Genomic DNA, 22270 nt, shown 5'->3' on the forward strand with positions numbered 1-22270 from the left:
GTAGGGTAAATATAATATTTATTATCATGAAAGACTTTTTTAATGGTTTTGCAAATCTATTTGTCGACTACTTATTTTGGCCTTTGGATGCTTTAAGAGATTTAGAGCTTGACAATTGGTGGCTCGCTAATATATTTTCTTGGATACTTATCATTATAGGATTTGTAGCCTTTGTATATTGGATGCTGGAGTTGAAAAAATATGACGATAACAACGAAGAGGACAAGAGCATTTCATCCCACTCGTATTTATAGATCAAAACCAATATCCTTACGGTAATATATCTTATCAAAATGTAGTTTTTCTATATTTTGGTAAGATTTTTTTATGGCCTCCTGGTAAGTGTTTCCAAACGCTGTTATAGCCATGACCCGTCCGCCAGATGTGACCACTTTATGGTCTATCAACATGGCACCGGCATGAAAAGGAAGAACATCAGTCAGGTTTTCCAATCCTGTAATTTCTTTACCTTTTTCATAACTTTCAGGATAACCACCCGAAACCAACATTACTGTAGTTGCGGCGCGTTCATCAATTTCAATCTCTATTTTATCCAATGTTTGATTGGCAATGGCTTGAAGAATTTCAACCAGATCATTTTTGAGTCTCGGTAAGACAACTTCCGTCTCCGGATCTCCCATCCTTACGTTGTACTCAATAACCTTAGGGTCGTCTCCTACTTTAATCAAACCAATAAAAATAAAGCCTTTGTAATCCAATCCATCTTTTTGGAGTCCAGATACTGTAGGCTTCACCACGCGTTCCTCAATCTTCTTTAAAAATGATTCTGTAGCAAACGGTACAGGAGAAACCGCTCCCATACCTCCAGTATTTAATCCGGTATCACCGTCACCAATACGTTTATAATCTTTGGCTGTCGGTAATAGTTGGTAGTTTTTTCCATCGGTAAGCACAAAACAACTAAGTTCAATCCCGTCCAAAAACTCTTCAATGACCACTTTCGTACTGGCTGTTCCAAATTTGGCATCCACCAGCATACTTTTAAGTTCTGCTTTGGCCTCATTTAGGTCATTCAAAATCAAAACACCTTTACCGCCCGCCAATCCATCAGCTTTTAAAACATACGGTGGATTTAAGGTCTCCAAAAACTGATAGCCGGCGTCCAATGAAGTAGCATCAAAACTTTGGTAAGTTGCAGTTGGAATGTTGTGACGAAACAAGAATTCTTTTGCAAATTCCTTGCTGCCTTCCAATTGCGAAGCGGCTTTTTGGGGCCCAATAACCGCCACGTGCTTCAGTTCTTTATCGTTCAGAAAGAAATCGTGGATGCCCTCAACCAAAGGATCTTCAGGACCCACCACAACCATATCAATGTTCCTTTCCAGAACCAGCTTTCTTATGGCTCTAAAATCTGTAACCTTGAGATCGATATTTATAGCTATTTCCGCAGTTCCGGAATTTCCTGGGGCAACAAATAGTTTTTGACATAATGGACTTTGGACAATTTTCCAAGCAAAAGTATGTTCCCTTCCACCGGAACCGAGAATTAAAATGGTCATGTTTGTGTTGTTTGTGTTGTTTGTGTTGTTTGTTGCAAAAATATAGTTTATGACCTGAAAACAATAATATTTTTGACGATTAAATCGATAATGAAAGATAAAAGAAATAAGACTGCTGTGCTGTTAAATTCAACCTGTCTGCCGGCAGGCATGGAATCTAGACTTAAACGAATAAGTATTAAAAATATAGATTTTAAGGCTTAACTTCAGCACGAATCATCATGTATTGCGATACTTCCAAAAAATTAAAACGCTGGTTGCCCTCAAGCTATTGCGCTCTTTATACTGACGAAGCATTGCCCACAGACAACTTCTTAGAGAATCTTTAAAACCAAAAAGTTTAAATCGAACTAGAACGGAATTAAAACTTGAATGTTCAAGATTGATTTTAGGTAAGAGTTTAATAAATTTCTTTACTTTACATTCTTATAAATGGCCTTACACTTGAATTTATTTGATGTTTCCTTAAAACTGAGTGGCTTTCCAATCAAGAAAGCAAAATCTGTCTTGAACAGTATTCAGAATCTTAAAATGAACGACTTTGAAAGCTATATTGCAAATCAGAAAGAATCAATTGTTAATTATCACCTCAACCATACCCCATTTTACAAATCGATTTTTAAAGCCACTACCTTTTCATCCTGGAATGCAGTTCCAATAATGAGGAAAAGCGATTTACAACAACCTTTGGCGCATCGTCTATCCGACGGATTTTCTATAAAAGACGTTTATATCAATAAAACTTCGGGTTCGTCTGGAGATCCGTTTGTATTTGCAAAAGACAAATTTTGTCACGCACTCACTTGGAGCATGATACAAAACCGATTTGGCTGGTTCAATCTCGATTTTAATAGTTCCAAACAGGCTCGATTTTATGGGATCCCACTAGATACAAAAGGATACTATAAAGAGCGATTTAAAGATGCTTTAAGCAAACGGTTCAGGTTTTCAGTTTTTGATTTGAGCGAAGCTGCTTTTCAAACTTATTTAGAAAAATTTAAATATACTAAATTCGATTATATCAACGGTTACACTAGCGCTATTGTTCAATTTGCGAAATTTTTGGAACAGAAAGAGCTAATATTAACCTCCGTCTGCCCTACGCTCAAAGCTTGTGTGGTCACTTCAGAGATGTTGTTTGAAAACGATAAACTTTTACTAGAGAAACACTTTGGCATTCCCGTAATCAATGAATATGGCGCTTCCGAATTGGATTTAATTGCTTTTCAAAATAAAAAAGCCGAATGGGTAGTGAACAGTGAAACTCTTTTTGTTGAAATAGTTGATGACAAGGATAATGTTTTGCCATATGGAGAAGAAGGCCGTATAGTCATTACGTCATTATACAATAAAGCACATCCATTTATCCGCTATGATATTGGCGATACAGGCGTTCTGTCAAAAAAAAGCACTATCCAAAAACCGCTGCTTCAGAAATTAATAGGTCGCACCAATGACATTGCCATCTTACCTAGTGGGAAAAAATCTGCTGGACTTACATTTTACTATATTACCAAAAGTATTATTGAAGATGATGGCAATGTGAAGGAGTTTATAATTGAACAATTGGACCTTCAAACCTTTAAAATCAAGTATGTCAGCACTGAAATATTATCAGTTAACCAATCCGAAATGATCATTAAGCAAATGGAACATTATCTTGAAAAAGGACTACAGGTTATTTTTGAACGCCAACCGCATTTAACTCGATCCAAATCAGGCAAATTAAAACAATTTACGTCATTATTATAAAAAAGATGAACATCACCATTATAGCAGGAGCGCGACCGAATTTCATGAAAATTGCCCCAATTATTGAGGCTATAAAGCAAAAAAATGCTGCAGGTGTAGCTCTAAATTATCAATTGATCCATACGGGCCAACATTATGATAAAAACTTAAGTGATACGTTTTTTGAAGAGTTAGATATTCCGTTTCCAGATATCAATTTAAATGTTCAAAGTGGCACCCAGGCCGAACAAACCGGTGCAATAATGATTGGATTTGAAAAGGTATTAGTGAACAATCCGACAGATTTAGTTTTGGTGGTTGGCGATGTGACCTCAACCATGGCCTGTACGATAGTAGCGAAAAAAGCGGGACTAAAAGTAGCTCATGTTGAAGCGGGTATTCGCTCAGGCGATTTAACCATGCCTGAAGAAATCAATAGAATCGTCACCGATAGTTTAACCGACTATTTTTTCACCACGACATCTTTAGCATCAGAAACCCTTAAAAATTTGGGTGTGTCAGAAAACCAAATTTATTTTGTGGGGAACGTCATGATTGATACGCTACTCAAAAATGATAACAGACTCCAACAACCTAAATTGTGGAGAACGCTTCAGTTAGAAGCAAAAAAATACCTTGTCATGACCTTGCACAGACCAAGCAATGTTGACGGAGAACAGCAACTCAAGGCTTTAATTTCGCAATTGGCGCAATTAGGAAAAGATTATCCCATCATCTTTCCGGTTCACCCAAGAACAAAAAAACTCTTGGAAGGTCTAAACCTGAATTTTCCAAATCTCCATTATGTAGCACCTTTAGGATATTTAGAATTTAATTATTTGGTAAAATATGCCTTTGCAGTCCTAACGGATTCTGGTGGCATTACTGAAGAAACAACTGTCATGCACGTGCCATGCATTACTTTAAGAACTAGTACAGAACGGCCAGAAACCTGCACTATTGGAACAAACGTATTGGTGGGCAATGATCCTGTAAAGATCACTCATGCTTTTGAAGAACTACTTTCTGGTAATTGGCGGATAGGTGACATCCCTGAGCTCTGGGATGGTTGTGCTGCGGAACGCATCATCAATCATTTGGTAGATATTTATAAAGTATCATGAAAGACGTTCTCATCATTACAAGTTATTTTCCTCCAGAAACTGGCGCAGCATCTAACCGGATTTTTCATTTGGCAAGTGGGTTGCAACAGCATAATTTTAAAATTTCTGTCATCACGCCACTACCTAATTATCCGACAGGAAAAATTTTTAAATCGTATCGTGGAAAATTTAAAGATACTTCAGTTGAGAAAGGCATTACAATCCATCGTTTATGGGTTTACGCTTCTATTTCAAAGAATAAAGTGGTTCGACTATTTGCAATGCTCTCTTACAGCCTGAGTCTTATTTGGTATTTCTTATTCCACAACATACCTAAAATCGTCATTGTACAGTCGCCGCCACTAATCGTGGCTTTTACGTGCTGTACCTTTTTACGTTCAAAAAGACGTAAACTTATACTCAATGTCAGCGATTTGTGGCCCATTGCTGGCTTGGAATTAGGGGCTTTAAAAAAGAACTTTAGTTATAGTCTTCTAGAGCGCATTGAAAGTGCAAATTACAAGAAAGCCGATCTAATTCTGGGACAAAGTGAAGAGATTTTAAAACATATCAAATCATTGTACCCCAATAAGAACACTATTCTATATAGAAATTATCCTGATTTTAGATCTCCCGAAACAAGCATAAAAACTGAAAAAGCAACTCCTAAAATAAAATTGGTCTACGCAGGGTTATTGGGCATTGCGCAAGGTGTTTTAAAACTTTGCCAGAGCCTCAATTACGAGCCTATTGAATTTCATATCTATGGGGCTGGTGCAGAACAAATAAAAATTGAAAACTACATCAAGATGCATCCTGAGCTACCTATCGTATTTCATGGTGAAGTTTCAAGGGACATGTTGCACCAAGAACTGATAACGTATGATTTGGGCATTATTCCGCTCTTAAATCGTATTTACGGCTCCGTGCCCTCAAAAATATTTGAATACGCTAAATTAGGGCTTCCTATGCTTTATTTTGGAGGCGGCGAAGGTGAAACTATTATTTCTGAGCATCATCTGGGGTGGATCGCAAAAGCAGGAGATTATGAAGATTTAAACAAAATACTTCGTAATATTGATAAGTCGAGTCTCAATACAGATTTAAAAGAAAAAATCAAAAGCACAGCAGCAATTCATTTTGACTTTGACAAACAACTTAATTTCTTGGTAAAACAAATTTAATACGCTTTTTCTTCCCCTTTGATTGCATTAATAAAGGTTCTTACAATGATTCTTATGTCCAATAACAGAGACCAATTTTCAATGTAAAAAATATCATATTTAACTCGGCCAATCATATCCTTATCTGTTTCAATTTCACCTCTAAAACCGCTTATTTGGGCAAGTCCAGTTATCCCAGGCTTCACAAAATGTCTGACCATAAACTTATCAATCCGCTTTGCATAAAGATTGGTATGACTCACCATGTGCGGTCTTGGACCAACCACAGACATATCCCCAAAAAGTACATTAAAGAATTGTGGGAGCTCGTCGATACTCGTTTTTCTTAAAAAACGTCCTACTTTAGTAATCCGTTGATCATCTTTTTTGGCTTGATTTACATGGGCCTCTTTATTGGGCATCATAGACCTAAATTTATAACAGTCAAACACTTTATAATTAAAACCGTTTCTCGATTGTTTAAAAAATACGGGGCCCCTAGTTTCCAACTTGATAAAAATAGCAATTATTGGGGTAAGCCACGACAATAGGAAAACAATAACCAAACTAGAAAATAAAATATCGAAACTCCGTTTGACAATCTGGTTGATGGATTCTTCTAAAGGAATATTTCTAAATGAAAGTATTGGGAGATAATCATAATATTCATATTTCAATTTCTTAGTGTAGATATCTTTAGTGTCCGGAAGGAATTTTAGGATTTTAAGATTGTTATCGGCAAAACTTGTAATTTCTGCGATCTGTTTATTGGAAAGCTCTGAAATAGAGCAGTAAATTTCATCAACTGAATTCTCAACAATATAATCAAAACATAAGTCAAGATCGATTTCCTTTTTATCTCTGAAATTAAAAGATTTTTTATGGACATATCCGTATTCAGGATTCTTGTTAAAGAAATTTTCTAAGGCCAAAGTTTTCTTGTTGACTCCCAATATGACCGTATTTCTATAGTTACCCCCAAATGAAGTTCTATATTTTTGGAGCAGATAATATATTGCAAACTTAAAAATAGTAATTAGTACGAATACCAGAAACACATACTTAAAAACCTTATTAGGGGCGATATTGAATTGTTGATTATAGCCTGAGAACGCAAAAATAATCAAGGTGAATAATATCATTTGCCGAATTATTAAAGCAAAGATGGTCACCTCTCTAGTATACCGATACACTTCATAAAATTTTGAAGAGATGGAAAGGATGACCCAAGCAAGCGATATCGCTATAAAAAAAATAATGGGATCAATATGCTTAAAAAAATAAAGTACTGCCAATCCATTGACCACACATAAATCAATCATGTATGAAATGGGTCTTAAGTATCCTGAATATCTACCTTGCTTAAAAGTATTCACATTATTTTTTTATGTGGTTTGTAAAATCCTTGTGTTCACTTTTGTACAATTCCTCTTCGGAAAGGCTTTTAAAATAATTATAGGTAATGCTCATTCCCTCCGCTCTACCAATTTTAGGCTCCCAACCAAGAAGCTTCTTCGCCAAACTGATGTCCGGTTGCCGTTGCATTGGATCATCAACTGGCAGGGGTTTATAGACCACCTTCTGATCGGTATTGGTGAGTTTTATGATTTCTTCAGCAAAATCCCTTATGGATATCTCATGTGGGTTACCAATATTAACAGGATACGCATAGTCACTAAACAACAATCGGTATATGCCTTCTACCTGATCGCCAACATAGCAAAACGAACGTGTTTGAGAACCATCTCCAAAAATAGTCAAATCTTCTCCCCGTAGGGCTTGCCCCATAAAGGCTGGAATGACCCGACCATCATTGAGCCGCATTCTGGGGCCATAAGTGTTAAAAATTCTAACGATACGAGTTTCTAGACCATGAAATCTATGATAGGCCATTGTAATTGATTCCTGAAAACGTTTGGCTTCGTCATAAACACCACGGGGTCCAATGGTATTGACATTGCCATAATAATCTTCGGTTTGAGGATGTATCAACGGATCACCATAAACTTCAGAGGTCGATGCAATGAGCAGTCTTGCTCTTTTATTCTTAGCCAATCCTAATAAGTTGTGAGTTCCCAAAGAACCTACTTTTAAGGTTTGGATAGGAATTCTCAAATAATCTACGGGACTTGCAGGCGATGCAAAATGCAAAATATAATGAATGTCTTGGTCAATGGTAATGTGCTCAGTGACGTCATGCTCCATAAATTTAAACTGCGGATGACTCTCTAAATGCCTAATATTATCAAAATCGCCAGTAATGAAATTGTCCATTCCAATAACGTTGAAGCCTTCTTTTATAAAGCGGTCACAGAGGTGAGACCCTAGAAAGCCCGCAGCTCCTGTGATGAGTACATTTTTGGACATTTGCTTTTATGTTTATAAATTTGAATGGAAAAATATATGTTCAAATACCTGACTATCAAAAATAGATTATTGTTCAAAATTTTTTAAATATCAAAATCCTTATTTGGACAACATTCCCATTGATAATGATAAGAAAACACAAAAATAGTAAGTATTTCTTAAGATTGACGGTTTAATTAATTAAAGTCTATCTAATTATAATTAATATAATTTATGAATTTTTATGACTATTAAAATAAAGAAAAAGGGTCTTAAATTATATAACATTGATAGCACGTTGATAAATTAATAATTGTCTAAGGTGTTTGTATTAATGCTTAGCGATTTTAAAGTAATTAAAAAAAGAAAACAATTAATTGGGTAATAGAGAAAGTTACCTGCAATTATTATAAAAAACAAAACTGAAGTAAAACAAAAGATAGTTAATTTATTAATTACAAAATGTCGTTTTAATATTATAAAAAAAATAATGAATATAATTACGCCTAAAGTGCCAAAATGTAATATTATATCCACGAGATCCATCTCTACCCTATGTTCAAAAAGATTGATACCTCCAGTAATTAAATTATAATCGAGTTGACTTAAATTGTGCCAAACAGAAACTATGGCGTCATTTCTATATGAAAATATTGCAGATAGTATTCCATCAGTATCTATAATACTCAAGAAGGTGCCTTGATTGAAAAGAAAATAAAGGGAGATTAAAAAAATAACGACCAAAATAAAACTCATTATTCGTTTTGATTTTTCGTTTTTTAAATTTGTAAGAATCATATAAATTCCAATGCACAATAAAAAGAACAATAGAATTTTAGTTCCTATAACTAACGAACTTATTACACTGATTGTAAAAAAAACCATGTCTTTTCGATTGATAGCAATAAGAATAGCCGAAATATAGAAATAAGTAGATTGCATTGAAGTTAGCAGCAATCCGTTGTAGCCTAGCCGCAAGTAATAAGTCTGAAAAAGCTTGACATCAAATAAAATTCCTAGAATGATGAAGAAAATATTGATGTACACCAAATATTTAAAAATGCGTTCTACATATTTTATCCATAATTCATTCTGATTGTTGAATAAAAACATAGGAGCAAAAAAGAAAAAACAGCTATATTTTAGAAAATATTCAAAACTCAAATCATATAAAAACCAATTCAAAAGGTTGATTATTAGTAACGAAACCAACAACAAGTAGATTTTACTTATCTTCTCAGGTATGCTTTTGAACAAGAAATAAGAACAGCCAATAGACACTAATACTAGCAAGACTTTGACATATCTATTCGGCAATGTAAAAGTACTATGGTCTATTGGCAATTGGATAAGAAATTTACTTAAACCATCTGCAATATAAATAGTTATAAGGCTGACTGTGATGATGAAAATCGTATTTTTTTCAATTTTCGATTGTTTCATAGTCAAATATTGAAAATATAATCAAAAAGAAAGGAAAAGCGATAACCCCCCATTGCCTATTTAAAATTGATTCAGTAATAAAACCCAAAAAAAAGATATTTGTTATCAAAAACAAATATAATTTGGTGACAGAAGACTTATAGGCAAAATAGAAAATGAAACCTAACAGAATTAAACCCATTGGACCAACATATAATAAGGTATCTAAGTATTGATTGTGGGCATTGTATTTATTATAATAAGCCAAATAAAATTTATCTTTTTTAAATTGGTTTATTAGGGCCTGCTTGCCATCGCCAACGCCATATCCAATAACCGGTCTTTTTGCTATACCATTTATAGCACTCCTCCATTTCTTTACACGTAATGAGGTACTTCCAAAATCATCTTTGTAAAATGCTTCTTTGTATGAAAACGCTTCAAAAAATCGCGTCTTCGTTACAGGATTAATTAAACTGACTAAAAGTATAAAGGACGCACATAACGTAATTCCAAGGAGTTTTTTGGAAAGTCTTAAATCTTCAAAAAATAAAATGAAAATAACAAAATTTAGAGCAAAAATTAGAATTTGCCATCTTGAGGCTGTGAGTAATATTAAAACGCTTAATACTATGAGCTTAAAATAATAATATTTGATTTGTTTTATCTTCTTAAGAAAGAACAAAAAAACAATTCCTATGTTAGTAAAAAGCCCTAAATAAATAGGCTGGATGACCAAAGGGGATGTGAAATTATCATAAACAAAATACCAGTAATTGAAATAGCTATATTTATCTTTCGGCACTTCTAGCCCTTGTAATCTTTGATAAACATACTCAATGGAATAGCCCTCATTCCAATTCTTATAAAAGGCAATGAAAACTAACAGAAAAAAAATACAACATAAAAAGCTTATGAAAATATTTGAAATAAAGGATAAGCTTATCTCTTTCCTGGAAATGAACAATGGAAGTATAGGAATAATTAAAAGCGGGAATGACTGACTAACATAAGCAATTCCATTATTTAAATCTTTGGAATAGATTAAAGACACGACTAGAATTACAAAATAAAGAATAAATGTTATAGAAATATTAGTGATATTATCCTTGTAAAAAGTTTGCTTATTTCTCAGATATCTAATTAGAACAAAAACAAAGAGCAGCCCAATAAAAATTGGATTTAATATAAGCGGCGGTATTATAAAAGTTATTATTATTAACGCCACTAAAATATTTACAACCCCAATATTTTTTAATTTAGAAATCATTTCCATAAAGTTTAGACATCAAAAAAGTCTCATACTGAGAGTTGATATAGTTCCAATTGAAATTGGTATTTATTTCATCTATGTTATGGGATTTATAGAGCTCTTTATATTTTTTATAAACTGAATCATTATCAATAATGTGTTCTACATCTGTAGAATTGTTAAAATATAATGCATTGCCTTTTAAAATACTTTTGTTGAAAACATTATCATTTGCAACAATTAACGCGCCTGATGCCATTGCTTCTAGCAAAGAAGGATTTGTCCCTCCAACGGAATGACCATGAAAATAAAGTTTTGAATAATATCTCAAATTATTCAAATGGTTTAAATTATAAACTCCTCCAATGAATTTTATATGTTTTTGGTCTTTGTATTTCTCCTTTAAATAGGCTCCAAATTTATTAACATCATGTTTACCGATAACTAGAAATAAATCCTTTGTTTTAGCAGCGCTTACACCATCTAAAATAACCTCAATATTGTTTTCAGGTTCCAATCTTGCTATCAACATGTTGTACTGACCAGCTTTTACTTTGTATTGCTCTAAAACAGTCTCTGAAGGTTGTTCAAATACATCAGCTCCATAAGCAATGTAGGTGGATTCTTTTTTATAAGCATCTCTAATATATTGTTGTATTCCAATGGAGTCTGAGATTAGGAAATCACTATTAAAAATAGCTAACCCTTCTGCATATTTTAAAAATTTTCTAACTGGTTTTTGATATTTTGATCTCTTCCATTCCAAACCATCCATGTTAGTAATTACTAAAGAGGTCTTTGGCATTAATTTGCTCCACACGGAACTGCTTGTATACCCTAATTGGAGAATGATATCATAGTGTTCTTTTCTGCAGTGCATCACACAGTTAAGATCATATATAAATTGCCCTGCAGTACCAATGTTATTTTCAGGATCCTTTTTATGAATTATTTTTACCCCATTCCACTCTTCAAGTTGATAAGGATGGGTATGTGAATTAAAAACACTTACATCGTGTCCTTTATCAACCATATAAAGTGAAAAATACTCAGCAAATTGCTCAAATCCTCCATGATTATTTGGCACACCTCTAGTCCCTAATATAATTAGCTTCATTTTTTTCATAAATCATCATGTAAAATAGATATAGTAAGAGAATTGGATAATAATAGTAGAAGCCATTAAAAAAAGCTGACAACCAAAAGCTAGAAAAAGCCAAAAATATAAAAATATTACTCTTTATAATGACTTTGTGTCGTTTATAAATATTTATGAATAAGATGAAATATAGAATTAGTGGTATAATTCCATAGGAATACGAAATACTCAAAAAATCATTATGAAACCAAATACTGTTGAAGGTATTCTTAAGATTTGCTTCAATAGAAGAATTAAAGCCACGCCCAAAAAGAACATCAATTAAATTAAATGTTTTGATTTCCTTCCACCAAGAAGACCAAATTATCACTCTTGAGAGCCTACTAAAGTTTGATAAAATTGTTTTAACAACTGTAAGATATTGGTAAATAATAGTGTTGCTAAACACTATTAAAACCTTATCTATATATATAATAACCAAGGTCCCTAAAGTAGCCAAAGGAATAAGAAATTTTAAAAACTTTACCTTAAAATAGTACATCGCTAATCCTAATATCATTACAACAATAGGTGTTCTGGATCCTGTTAAGAGTATTATGGTAGCTAAAGGAAGCACCGTAATAATATACCTAAGGCTTGATGCTCCATACGTTTTATATTTATTCAAAAAGTATAACAATAGAAACATAAAAAAATAAGATGCTATATGTGCTTTTCTAAAAAAGCCCTGCCTATAAGATCTACTAAACTCTATGTCTGTGGTCTCGTACCCCATAGTATTACCCCATAAATTTTGATCAAAACCAAGATAAGTTGATAAAAACAAGAGGAGTGAGATAATTAAAAAAAAATTAATCAGTTTTTTATTTGACGTTATACTTTCAGCACTTTTGCCATAACCATAAAAGTAAAAAGCACCAAAAAAGGAAATTATAAACAAATAATCAGATAACGACTCTTTATAGAATCCATATCTTAGAAAATTAAGTATTAACGAAACAGTAAAAAAAAGGACAACAATTAAAAAAGATTGATATTTTTTGATCGAAAAAAAACCAGGAATTAAAAATGAGCAGAATAAAAAAATAAGTGATATTACAAACAGAGGAATATTGTAAAAATAATTCACCACACTATCCAAGACAAAAACGAAAACATATACAAAAAAAATTATCGATCTTTTATCTAATGACATTAGCATATTTTTTTAATTGCTTTGTCAGGTCTAAACATACTTGAAAGACCTAAGAACCATATTTTTTTTAACCAATTCTTTTCAAAATAATAATTTCTATAATATTTTAAATTAAGATAGTTTATAAGTATTTTAAAATTACTCGTTTTAGTTTTAAAAATTTCATCTCTTAGATCGTAAGTTTTTTTTACCGTAGAATATGGTAAAGCATTAGAAACACTATTTTCATGAATCCTAACAAAAGTAAGGGTTTCTTTAATACTTTGCGCATTTGCCCCACCCTTTATCATTCTCGCGAAGATGTCATAATCTTCGGCTGGCACTTGTTTTTGGGAATATTTGTATTTTTTAAAAAGAGTGGTTCTCACCATTATAGTTCCATGCAAAAGGCCATGTTCTCCTTTTTGATACCTTTTATAGATAAGTTCACCTTTTTCAGGAAAATTTGAAGACCCAACCTTATTTTCTATATTTTCATTAAAGTAAATCACATTAGAACCCGTAAGATCAATATCACGGTTTTCATTTAAAAAATTATATTGTTTTTCTATTCTTGTTCGCTCCAATATATCGTCTGGATCAATTCTTAAAATATATTTTGCGGTTGCTTCTTCAACACCAACATTGAGAGCGTTTGCAAAACCTATATTTTTCTTTAAATCAATTACTTTAAGGTACTCTAAATTATATTTTGACAGAATGGCCAATGAATCGTCTGTCGAGCCATCATTCACTAAGATAACTTCCTTAACAAGCATACTGGACTCCATGACACTGTTCAAAAACTCCTCCAAATATTTACCATTGTTATAATTGGCGCACACAATGGATACATCACAAACCTTCTTATTACTCATAGCTCATATATCTTTTCTTTTGATCCTTATCCATGATATGATCAATATAATGATTGATTTTAGGGTTTTTAGAGGTGGTTTTTATGCTTGATAGCACCTTGTGTCCAAAGCTTTCGGCGTAATACAGCAGAGAGGTGTGCATCCCGATAACCATAAGTTTTTTTGACTTTAAAAATTCGAGTTCTAAAATAACACTATCATTCAAGCATACTACACTTTCAAACTTTGAGAGGTGTTCAATATAACTTAAAGTTTTCTTTCTAATTTCGTCGTTTTGCTCTGGATGAAACTTTACTAGAAGTTTTTTGTTTTTTGACTTTAAAAGGTCCAATGTGGTTTTGATAATAACATAATACTCTTTTTCGCTAATCTTGGTTCTTTCCATAAATGAATCCAAAACAAATACCAAATCACCATCTTCAACTACCGGCGCATACTCAGCTATTGCTTCTCTATTTATAGCGACTATCTTTTTATTTTCAATAAAAGGAAAACCATTTTCATTTACAGTAATTGCATATTTAAATTTTGCCAAGGGAAATGGTCGATAGTGGTTATTCTTTAAAACAAAGCGCTTACTTATCCTACTCGATAGAAATTGAGAAAGCCCTGTTTTTGTGGGTAGATAAAGGGATTCATCAAATTTATATGCAGTTATACCTTCTTCTATCAAAACTGTGTATTCACACAATTTATGGCTGCTCAAAATTTGAAAAATTGAGTGATTAAACTGAGGTACATATACAGTGAAAGCATCATTATCTACCAACAAATTTATTTGAGCGTCCAATGTTTTAATTTTTCTATTTAAATTAAACAATTTGTTAAGCTTAGAAACTTGTTCCAAATAATTATAAAAACCTGTAATGTCAAGTGTTATGGACTCTTCTCTTAAAGCATATCTTCTTGAGGTAATAAACTTCACCTCTTCAGATAGCAGTTTATGCTCAGCAATAAAAAGCTTTGCCATGACATAAGTGATATGGCTGTGAATATAAAAAACGTGCATATTTAGACCTTTTTTAGAAGTTTTTTCAAATTGAAAAACTTCATTTTATAATTCAATATTAAAAGAACAACCATATAATAAACAATTGCAGAACCCACTACAACCCATTTTATTCCGAAGAATGCGTTGATAAAATAAAAAGGTAGGTAAAGTACAATGGAAACAAAAATGATTTTAAAATATGTTTTTACAGGAAAATAGTCACTAATTTTAAGTTTCAACTTTTTATTTATAAAATAAAATGAGATTGCTATAGTACTCAAACTGGCAATAACAATTGCCCAGGATGCCCCAATAATTCCATATATAGGTATCAATACAATATTTAAAATCAAACCAATGATTGCACTAAGCAAAATAATAAAATTAGAGCGTTTTTCTAAACCTATGCTTCCCATAAATACAGAAAATGCCATGACGCTTAAAGAATATCTTAATACATATATTTTAAACACCTCTCCCGAAGCTTCAAAACCATCACCATATAAAAATTTAATTAAGGGAATTGCTTCAAAAAAACAGTAAATTAAAATTGGCATTAAAAAAAAAGCGCACTTAATAATGGCTTTTTTGGTTTCTAGAGCCAATTCTTTTATTTTGTCTTTCACATTCAATTCAGCAAAAACTGGAATTAAGGCAATAAAAAGTGAGCTCGTAATTATATTGACAAAAGGAAGGTTGATGGCCCCGTTCTGATAATAAACAAACTCCGTGGGATTTAACAATGTGGCCACTAAATATTTGTCAATATATAAATTAAAAGCCCCAAGAATTACTCCTGTAGTTATAGTCAAGATGTAGATAAATTCATTTTTATTGAAGGCCGCAAAATTAATCTTCAGTTCCTTTTTTTCTATGATTACAAAGTTAATTGTTAACCTGAAAATCTCAACACATAATAGTTGAATGAGAATGTTTTCAATACTAAAATTCCCGAAGATATAATTGTACGTAAAACATCCAACTAAAGTAACAGTCGTAATAATATACAAAAAAAGGTACTTATTTAACTTATCTGTGAGATAATGATAGTTTGGAAAGATTGTATTGATCAATTTTATAAAAAAAAAAGATACGATTACAAATATAAAGCTTTCGAAAGCTTCATTTTGGAAACTTGTAGCTATAAAGCCTTTAAGGATAAAAACTAGTGAACAAAGAATAAGTGCAATTGCACTTAACATTAAGAAAAACTTTCCGAACAACAAGTGTTTCTTTTCTGACTCACTGTATTTTCCGTAAAAGAAATTTAAAGATAGTGGCATACCAGAAATTAAGGTCACCAAAACTGAAGAAATAAAGATAATTTGCAACAGCTGGCCCAATGCATTCTTATCTAATAAGAAACGCGACAAAAAAATCGAAATTAATAAAACTTCAAAAGTTCTTATCAAATTCGATAAAGAAAAAAGTACCTTATTATTTAGTCGCATCACAAGTTGATGTTTGTGAATGTATTTATATAATGGTCTTTATTTTTAAGGTCACTATTGTTATAGCCATAAAACGTGATGCCATTTGAGGTTGCTGCATCAAAATCATTAATTGAATCACCGATTAAACAGGTTAGGCTTTTAGAATAACCATGCTTATTTAAAAGCTCTTGTACCAATATGCTTTTGGGAGTTGGAGAACCATGGATAGACAAAAAATAACTTGACAATTTTAATTCTTGACACAAAAATCGAAGTTCCTCTTGATCTGATCCAGATACAATATGAAAATTATAAGTTTTATAATTATTTTCAATGAAATTTACGGCATCTTGAATTAGGTTTTTTGGATGGGTTAATTCAACCCGCATTATATCAGAAAATTTTGCTGCAAAATCATGAACCTTTTCTTCAGTAATTTCCTTATTCAAAATATTTTCAAAAAAGTACCGTATTTTGACATACCGCGATAAACCACCATTTGCGCGATGGTATTTTATCAGTTGGTTGACTGAATCCTTACCAAACTCTTTGAATATTTCTTTAAAACCAAAATCCCTAACTTCCATGGAGTCTAAAATGACACCGTCAAAGTCCCATAAAATATTCTTCATTGTTTTTTATTTGTTATTATCTAATTTTTCGAGAATTTCCCTGACTTTGATTGCATCATCTTGTGTGTCAACCGCAACGGAATCTGATGATAACTCAAGCATTCTTACTTCATACCCTAATTCTAAAAACCTTAAAATCTCTATATCTTCTTCTTTTTCCAATGGTGATTTTTCTGTCTGCTCCGCAAATTTGATCAACGTGTTTTTCGGAAATCCATAGACACAGATTTGCCTCCAAGATTTTTGAAAGCTTCTAGATTTATTACCAGGAATGGGTGAACGTGACATATATAACAAACGCTTATCAGGCCTAAAAACTACTTTCGGGATTGTTAAGCTGTTATACTGCTCAGCAGTTTCTATAGCTGCATAACCATTAATAATATCGTTTGGAAATTGGATAACAGCGCTTATGACCTGTTGTATATCTTCAGGGTTTATTAATGGCTCATCCCCTTGAACATTAATGTAGGATTTTGCTTTGATTTTTTGCGCAAATTCAGCCACCCTGTCTGTGCCTGTCAAACAATTAACAGAAGTCATTTCTACATTGATATTATGTTCTAAACAGTATTTGAAAATTCGGTCATCATCAGTAGCCACATAAATTAAATTTTTATCTACAGCCTTACAGCATTGCTCATAGGTTCTCAATAGCAAACTTTTACCATTTAAATCAATTAAAGGTTTTCCGGGTAGGCGAGATGATTTATATCGGGCAGGAATTACTATAACAAAATCTTCCATTTTCAACTATATCCTAATTAGCATTAAATTGATGAGAACGCAAATGACCATGGGTATTAAATAAAACTGTAAATTGAGGTGGTTGCCACTTTTTTATATTTAGTTGGTGTAATGGTCTTTATGTTTAAATATTTAAACCTTAAAATATCATTAATAATATTCTGATTTTCTTGAGCCAAAACAAATTGAGTTTGGTCAATTGACGTATCATAACCATCAAATCCGGCTAAAAGAATATTTTGAACGCCCAAATTTAAAGCGGTTTGTATCCCAATTGCCAATAACGAGTCTTTAGATGCATTTGTAAAGTCAATGGATGCCAACTCATAAGAGATGTCTTTAATTTCAGCAGGAATAATAGTGCCCATATTTCTAGGAAATGGTGGATAAACACATCGGTGATCGATCTTGGTTAAACTACCAATATTTCTCAATAATTTTTCACTTTCAAACCCTACAAGCGCATAGAATTGACTAACATTAACGTCAATGAAGTCAGACACATTTCTTGCACCTGCGTGCACAATACAAAAGCCTTCGTCACTTTCTGCCAATTTTTTAATACCTCGATAATGATTTTTGACAGATTTACCACCACCTAAAATGATAGCGGTTTTAAATGTGGAAGTTTCGTTTAAAACTGGAAGCTTAATGTTATCATCTAAAGATTCCTTTTGGTTGTTCAAAGCATTTAAAATGCATCCTAATGAATACCTATTCATTCCTACCCATTCCATTACTTGTTTTTGAGGCAATGAAAAGGCTCCTGAAAACATATATGGTAGATTGGTTCCCCAAGAATGGTGGGACTTTAGTGCTTCAAAGGATGACACAACACCGCTCATACTTGCATACCTAGTTTTTAGAATGTTTTTGCTATCAAAATAGGTCAATAGCAACTCCGTTCTCAAATTACCTGCCCCCCTACCCATTCCAGTGATGGTGCCGTCAACAATTTGACAACCTTCTTCTATGGCCGTAATGGTATTGATTAAGGCCATTTCTAAATTATTATGACCATGAAATCCTAAAGGAACGGTTGTTTTTGATTTTACTAAGTTCACGATTTCAACCACATCCTGCGGCAAAACGCCACCAAATGAGTCCACCATATAAAAGTAGTCAATTGTGTTTTCCAAGCCCTCCAGTAAATCCAAAAAGCTAGAATCTTCTTGCCATTTGGACATATACATTACATTGAAAGCAACTTCAAACCCCATGGCCTTTACTGCTTTTGCCAAGACAATCGCTCGTTCCATATTTTTAGGGTCTATTGCTATTCTTACCATAGTAATGTATGGTAAACATGGCTCTAAAAGTGATTTAACGTGAACTGCTCTTATGTTTTTTTCATCAAGAATAATGGTTAGTTTTTTGGAAGGCATCAACGCTTTCATCTCTTTCATAACGTACTCAGGACAATAAAAATATTCTCCTAAGTATCCTTCCAGCCTAATACTTCTATATCCAATTTCAACATAATCAATAGGAAGTTCTTCCATTGCTTTGCAGTAATCTTCAACAAGTTCTTTATCAAAATCCCAATTGGTATAATAACCACCATCTCTAAGTGTACAATCTAATATTTTCGCCATCTAATTAATCCATTAAAGAGAACGTTATGTCTTCCAAGTTTATCGAAACAAAATTAGGATCATAAGCTCCATCAATTGGTTCTGTAATAATTTCTTGATCACTCTCCCCGTAAACAACAAATTTATTCGGTTTAAATAATTGTTCAAATTTGCCATCGTCAAAAACAAATTCATTCTTATCAAATCGAATTTTAAGAGTGTTCAGTTTTATCGGATCCTGACCATAATTTGTTCCAAAATCCAAGCGCAAACCATTTGGAATTATGTCTTCTGGAAGAGCAAAAACTAATTGTTGGTTATCTTTTTTTCCTTTTACATTAACCTCGATGACCTTTTCTTCCGAATAACCTTCATCATTAAAGTCTTTGTAAAAGACATGAAATATATCATCCTTCAAAACAACCACGTCCATTATTACCTCAAAATACATATTCCCTTCAATGTCATTATTTTTTATAATAGTATTGGCATCTGAAGGTTCTATAGCTTGTTCTTTTTTATCTGATTTGCATGAAATCAAAGAAGCAAAACAAATAAGTATAATAATTCTTTTCATTAATTTCTGTTTTAATATTTTTAATAATTACATGTGCCTAATAAAAGTAAATCATACTTAAAGTCTTTTTAAGAGGTTCTTTAATTTAATAATTAAGCTGTTTTATAATCCAGTATATCATCTAAATAGAGTAATAAATGACAAAATATAATAGCCCTATAGTGCACAAATAGAATTCTATTTCTTTTGCAAAGATAGGACTTTAAATAACCTCAACAAGGTAGCTTTGGTTTTTAAAGAAACACAATTAGCCAATATGATTCAGCAATTTTTAATAATTTAATCAACGCCAAATTATCCTTCTCGAATAGGTTTTAAAGTGTTTTTATGAATAAACTCCTATTTGTGTTTCTATTTTAAATGTTCTTAGATTCAAAACATGTCATCAAACTATCCCTCCAATAAGGCGGTCTCATATTAAATACGCGTTTAATCTTTGCATTATCCAAAACACTAAAAACAGGTCGGCGTGCAGCGGTTGGAAAGCTATCCGAAGGAATCGGATGTACGTCAATTTTCACTTCCCCTATTTCAAAGATTGATTTTGCAAAATCATACCAACTCGCCACGCCTTCATTACTGTAATTATAAAGGCCATATGAATTACTCTCAGTCAAAATCAGCCCGATTATAAATTGCGCCAGATCTCCTGCGTAGGTTGGCGTGCCAATTTGATTGTCCACAATCTGCAATTCATCCTTTTCCTTGGCCAGTCTTAACATAGTATTCAAAAAATTGCGCCCAAATTCAGAATAGAGCCATGAGGTCCTCAAAATAAAATAGGCATCCAAAATAGACACTATTTCTCGCTCGCCATGTAATTTTGTTTTTCCGTAAATATTTATTGGGTCAGGTTGATCCTCTTCCGTATACGCTTTATTATGGGCTCCGTTAAACACAAAATCAGTAGAAATATGAATCAGTTTGGAATTGCTTTTTTTACATGCTTGGGCCAAATTCTGCACGCCAGTGATATTCACTTTTTCTGCCACTTCAATATCGGTTTCTGCCTTATCAACATTGGTATATGCGGCACAATTAATAACCCAGTTGATTTCTTGTTCTAAAAAAATTTGATCCACATGGGATTTGGAGGTAATATCCAAACTCTCTGAATCATGAAACAAAAATTCAAAATTCTTGTTTTTAGGCACATATTTTTTGATACAATGAGCGAGTTGCCCACCTGCTCCAGTAACTAAAATGGTGGTCATAATTCGGCGTTTTTGAATTCTGGAAGAATAGTATCCTTATTAGAGACTATTATATCATCATCAGGTAATTGCCAGTCAATATTTAGAGTGGCATCGTTATAAATGATGCCAGCTTCTGACGCCTTGTTATAAAAATTATCGCATTTATAGGAAAACAAGGTATCATCTTCAAGGACAATGAAACCATGGGCAAACCCTTTTGGGACAAAGAACTGGGTTTTATTCTCGCCCGATAGTTCTATTGCCACATGCTCTCCAAAAGTTGGTGATCCTTTTCGTAAATCAACAGCCACATCCAATACTTTACCTTGAATGACACGTACCAGCTTGGCTTGGGCATGTTGTCCCAATTGATAATGTAATCCTCTTAAAACACCTCGTGAAGAAAGAGATTCATTATCCTGAACAAACCTAGTGTTTTCACCAGTTAATTGTTGGAAAGTGTTGTGATTATAAGTTTCTAAAAAATAACCTCTATTATCAGTAAAAACCTTAGGTTCAATTATATAACAACCTTTAAGCTTCGTCTCTTTTACAATCATTATTTAGTATTAAGTAGTCCCAATAAATTTTTGCCATAACCACTTTTTAAAAGAGGCTCAGCTAAAGCTTTAAATTGTGACTCATCTATATATTTCATTTCGTACGCTGCAGCTTCAATTGAGCCAATTTTTAAACCCTGACGCTCTTCAATGACTTCCACAAACTGTGAGGCTTGCATCAAAGACTGAAAAGTACCGGTATCTAACCAAGCTGTCCCCCTATCTAAAATACTGACGCTTAATTTATTTCGTTTCAGATATTCTTGATTAATATCTGTAATCTCCAGTTCTCCTCTTGGACTTGGTTTAATGTTTTTTGCAATGTCTATGACGGAGTTATCATAAAAATAAATACCAGGCACCGCAAAATTCGATTTTGGAATTTCAGGTTTTTCTTCAATCGAAATGGCTGTACCACTTTCATCAAATTCAACAACACCATAACGTTCTGGGTCGTTGACACGATACGCATAGATAATACCGCCCTCAGGATCATTATTGGCTTGCAACAAACCAGAAAGACCGGTACCATAGAAAATATTATCGCCCAAAATGAGCGCGACCTTATCATCTCCCACAAAGTCTGCTCCTATAATGAAGGCTTCTGCCAGGCCATTTGGAGCCTCTTGAACGGCGTATTCAAATTGACACCCATACTTTTGACCATCACCTAAGAGTTCCTTAAAAAGCGGCAGATCTTTTGGGGTAGAAATGATCAAAATTTCTTGAATACCAGAATACATTAAGGTTGATAGTGGATAGTATATCATTGGTTTATCATAAATAGGCATCAATTGCTTACTGACAGATAAAGTCAATGGATGCAATCGTGTACCTGACCCCCCTGCTAAAACTATTCCTTTCATGGCGTT

General features: G+C 33.0%; 19 protein-coding genes. 4 read left to right on the forward strand and 15 right to left on the reverse strand.

The window, feature by feature from the left end:
* The first annotated feature begins 26 nt into the window (after positions 1–26).
* A complete protein-coding gene (locus G525_RS0111010; RefSeq protein ID WP_027126226.1) occupies positions 27–254 on the forward strand; it encodes a DUF6341 family protein in 228 nt (75 codons plus the stop codon).
* Here G525_RS0111010 and purD read toward each other — a convergent pair.
* Positions 249–1520, reverse strand: a complete 1272-nt coding sequence (gene purD, locus G525_RS0111015) for a phosphoribosylamine--glycine ligase (protein ID WP_027126227.1) — start codon at positions 1518–1520, stop codon at positions 249–251. The genes G525_RS0111010 and purD overlap by 6 nt on opposite strands.
* A gap of 432 nt (positions 1521–1952) precedes the next feature.
* On the opposite strand from purD, the gene G525_RS0111020 reads away from it, so the two are divergent.
* The 3 genes from G525_RS0111020 to G525_RS0111030 are packed head-to-tail and all read left to right on the forward strand — an operon-like array spanning position 1953 to position 5538.
* Complete coding sequence (locus G525_RS0111020) at positions 1953–3272, forward strand: phenylacetate--CoA ligase family protein (RefSeq protein WP_245577779.1); 1320 nt, start codon at positions 1953–1955, stop codon at positions 3270–3272.
* A 5-nt stretch (positions 3273–3277) separates the two neighbouring features.
* Positions 3278–4375: a non-hydrolyzing UDP-N-acetylglucosamine 2-epimerase gene (gene wecB / locus G525_RS0111025; RefSeq protein WP_035479493.1), complete on the forward strand. Its 1098-nt coding sequence runs from the start codon at positions 3278–3280 to the stop codon at positions 4373–4375.
* On the forward strand, positions 4372–5538 hold the full coding sequence (locus tag G525_RS0111030) for a glycosyltransferase family 4 protein (protein ID WP_027126230.1): 1167 nt from the start codon (positions 4372–4374) through the stop codon (positions 5536–5538). The genes wecB and G525_RS0111030 overlap by 4 nt, the downstream gene beginning before the upstream one ends.
* Here G525_RS0111030 and G525_RS0111035 read toward each other — a convergent pair.
* The 14 genes from G525_RS0111035 to rfbA form a co-directional block, all read right to left on the reverse strand.
* Entirely contained in the window at positions 5535–6839 is a 1305-nt protein-coding gene (locus G525_RS0111035) for an undecaprenyl-phosphate glucose phosphotransferase (protein WP_051209890.1), read from the reverse strand. The two genes, G525_RS0111030 and G525_RS0111035, sit on opposite strands and share 4 nt — an antisense overlap.
* A 55-nt stretch (positions 6840–6894) precedes the next feature.
* Complete coding sequence (locus G525_RS0111040; RefSeq protein ID WP_027126232.1) at positions 6895–7884, reverse strand: UDP-glucuronic acid decarboxylase family protein; 990 nt, start codon at positions 7882–7884, stop codon at positions 6895–6897.
* A gap of 1402 nt (positions 7885–9286) precedes the next feature.
* On the reverse strand, positions 9287–10555 hold the full coding sequence (locus tag G525_RS0111050; RefSeq protein ID WP_169514435.1) for an O-antigen ligase family protein: 1269 nt from the start codon (positions 10553–10555) through the stop codon (positions 9287–9289).
* Positions 10545–11663 carry a DUF1972 domain-containing protein gene (locus G525_RS0111055; RefSeq protein ID WP_342662757.1) on the reverse strand — a complete coding sequence of 373 codons (1119 nt, stop codon included), beginning with the start codon at positions 11661–11663 and terminating at the stop codon, positions 10545–10547. The genes G525_RS0111050 and G525_RS0111055 overlap by 11 nt, the downstream gene beginning before the upstream one ends.
* 1167 nt (positions 11664–12830) lie before the next feature.
* Entirely contained in the window at positions 12831–13688 is an 858-nt protein-coding gene (locus G525_RS0111065; protein ID WP_027126237.1) for a glycosyltransferase family 2 protein, read from the reverse strand.
* Positions 13681–14697, reverse strand: coding sequence for a polysialyltransferase family glycosyltransferase (locus G525_RS0111070; protein WP_027126238.1), 1017 nt, complete (start codon positions 14695–14697; stop codon positions 13681–13683). The genes G525_RS0111065 and G525_RS0111070 overlap by 8 nt, the downstream gene beginning before the upstream one ends.
* Before the next feature lie 2 nt (positions 14698–14699).
* Positions 14700–16130 (reverse strand): oligosaccharide flippase family protein, encoded by a 1431-nt coding sequence (locus G525_RS0111075; protein WP_027126239.1) that lies wholly within the window; start codon positions 16128–16130, stop codon positions 14700–14702.
* Positions 16130–16744, reverse strand: a complete 615-nt coding sequence (locus G525_RS0111080; RefSeq protein ID WP_027126240.1) for an HAD family hydrolase — start codon at positions 16742–16744, stop codon at positions 16130–16132. Before G525_RS0111080 ends, G525_RS0111075 begins: the two co-directional genes overlap by 1 nt.
* 6 nt (positions 16745–16750) lie before the next feature.
* The gene (locus G525_RS20765; protein WP_035479496.1) at positions 16751–17491 is read right to left on the reverse strand and encodes a 3-deoxy-manno-octulosonate cytidylyltransferase; all 741 of its coding nucleotides are present in this window, start codon (positions 17489–17491) and stop codon (positions 16751–16753) included.
* A gap of 56 nt (positions 17492–17547) precedes the next feature.
* Positions 17548–19086, reverse strand: a complete 1539-nt coding sequence (locus tag G525_RS0111090; protein ID WP_027126241.1) for an aldolase catalytic domain-containing protein — start codon at positions 19084–19086, stop codon at positions 17548–17550.
* Between the two features lie 4 nt (positions 19087–19090).
* The gene (locus G525_RS0111095; protein WP_027126242.1) at positions 19091–19642 is read right to left on the reverse strand and encodes a hypothetical protein; all 552 of its coding nucleotides are present in this window, start codon (positions 19640–19642) and stop codon (positions 19091–19093) included.
* A gap of 356 nt (positions 19643–19998) precedes the next feature.
* Positions 19999–20856 (reverse strand): dTDP-4-dehydrorhamnose reductase, encoded by an 858-nt coding sequence (gene rfbD / locus G525_RS0111100; protein ID WP_027126243.1) that lies wholly within the window; start codon positions 20854–20856, stop codon positions 19999–20001.
* A complete protein-coding gene (gene rfbC / locus G525_RS0111105) occupies positions 20853–21398 on the reverse strand; it encodes a dTDP-4-dehydrorhamnose 3,5-epimerase (RefSeq protein WP_027126244.1) in 546 nt (181 codons plus the stop codon). The genes rfbD and rfbC overlap by 4 nt, the downstream gene beginning before the upstream one ends.
* Entirely contained in the window at positions 21398–22264 is an 867-nt protein-coding gene (rfbA, locus tag G525_RS0111110; RefSeq protein ID WP_027126245.1) for a glucose-1-phosphate thymidylyltransferase RfbA, read from the reverse strand. The genes rfbC and rfbA overlap by 1 nt, the downstream gene beginning before the upstream one ends.
* Positions 22265–22270 lie beyond the last annotated feature (6 nt).

The organism is Gelidibacter mesophilus DSM 14095 (genome assembly GCF_000423005.1).
GTDB classification, from domain to species: domain Bacteria; phylum Bacteroidota; class Bacteroidia; order Flavobacteriales; family Flavobacteriaceae; genus Gelidibacter; species Gelidibacter mesophilus.

Excerpts from the sequence above, each read along its gene's own strand:
- G525_RS0111010 (WP_027126226.1), top strand. The coding sequence starts at position 27 with ATGAAAGACTTTTTTAATGGTTTTGCAAATCTATTTGTCGACTACTTA.
- purD (WP_027126227.1), bottom strand. The coding sequence starts at position 1,520 with ATGACCATTTTAATTCTCGGTTCCGGTGGAAGGGAACATACTTTTGCT.
- G525_RS0111020 (WP_245577779.1), top strand. The coding sequence starts at position 1,953 with ATGGCCTTACACTTGAATTTATTTGATGTTTCCTTAAAACTGAGTGGC.
- wecB (WP_035479493.1), top strand. The coding sequence starts at position 3,278 with ATGAACATCACCATTATAGCAGGAGCGCGACCGAATTTCATGAAAATT.
- G525_RS0111030 (WP_027126230.1), top strand. The coding sequence starts at position 4,372 with ATGAAAGACGTTCTCATCATTACAAGTTATTTTCCTCCAGAAACTGGC.
- G525_RS0111035 (WP_051209890.1), bottom strand. The coding sequence starts at position 6,839 with ATGATTGATTTATGTGTGGTCAATGGATTGGCAGTACTTTATTTTTTT.
- G525_RS0111040 (WP_027126232.1), bottom strand. The coding sequence starts at position 7,884 with ATGTCCAAAAATGTACTCATCACAGGAGCTGCGGGCTTTCTAGGGTCT.
- G525_RS0111050 (WP_169514435.1), bottom strand. The coding sequence starts at position 10,555 with ATGATTTCTAAATTAAAAAATATTGGGGTTGTAAATATTTTAGTGGCG.
- G525_RS0111055 (WP_342662757.1), bottom strand. The coding sequence starts at position 11,663 with ATGAAAAAAATGAAGCTAATTATATTAGGGACTAGAGGTGTGCCAAAT.
- G525_RS0111065 (WP_027126237.1), bottom strand. The coding sequence starts at position 13,688 with ATGAGTAATAAGAAGGTTTGTGATGTATCCATTGTGTGCGCCAATTAT.
- G525_RS0111070 (WP_027126238.1), bottom strand. The coding sequence starts at position 14,697 with ATGCACGTTTTTTATATTCACAGCCATATCACTTATGTCATGGCAAAG.
- G525_RS0111075 (WP_027126239.1), bottom strand. The coding sequence starts at position 16,130 with ATGCGACTAAATAATAAGGTACTTTTTTCTTTATCGAATTTGATAAGA.
- G525_RS0111080 (WP_027126240.1), bottom strand. The coding sequence starts at position 16,744 with ATGAAGAATATTTTATGGGACTTTGACGGTGTCATTTTAGACTCCATG.
- G525_RS20765 (WP_035479496.1), bottom strand. The coding sequence starts at position 17,491 with ATGGAAGATTTTGTTATAGTAATTCCTGCCCGATATAAATCATCTCGC.
- G525_RS0111090 (WP_027126241.1), bottom strand. The coding sequence starts at position 19,086 with ATGGCGAAAATATTAGATTGTACACTTAGAGATGGTGGTTATTATACC.
- G525_RS0111095 (WP_027126242.1), bottom strand. The coding sequence starts at position 19,642 with ATGAAAAGAATTATTATACTTATTTGTTTTGCTTCTTTGATTTCATGC.
- rfbD (WP_027126243.1), bottom strand. The coding sequence starts at position 20,856 with ATGACCACCATTTTAGTTACTGGAGCAGGTGGGCAACTCGCTCATTGT.
- rfbC (WP_027126244.1), bottom strand. The coding sequence starts at position 21,398 with ATGATTGTAAAAGAGACGAAGCTTAAAGGTTGTTATATAATTGAACCT.
- rfbA (WP_027126245.1), bottom strand. The coding sequence starts at position 22,264 with ATGAAAGGAATAGTTTTAGCAGGGGGGTCAGGTACACGATTGCATCCA.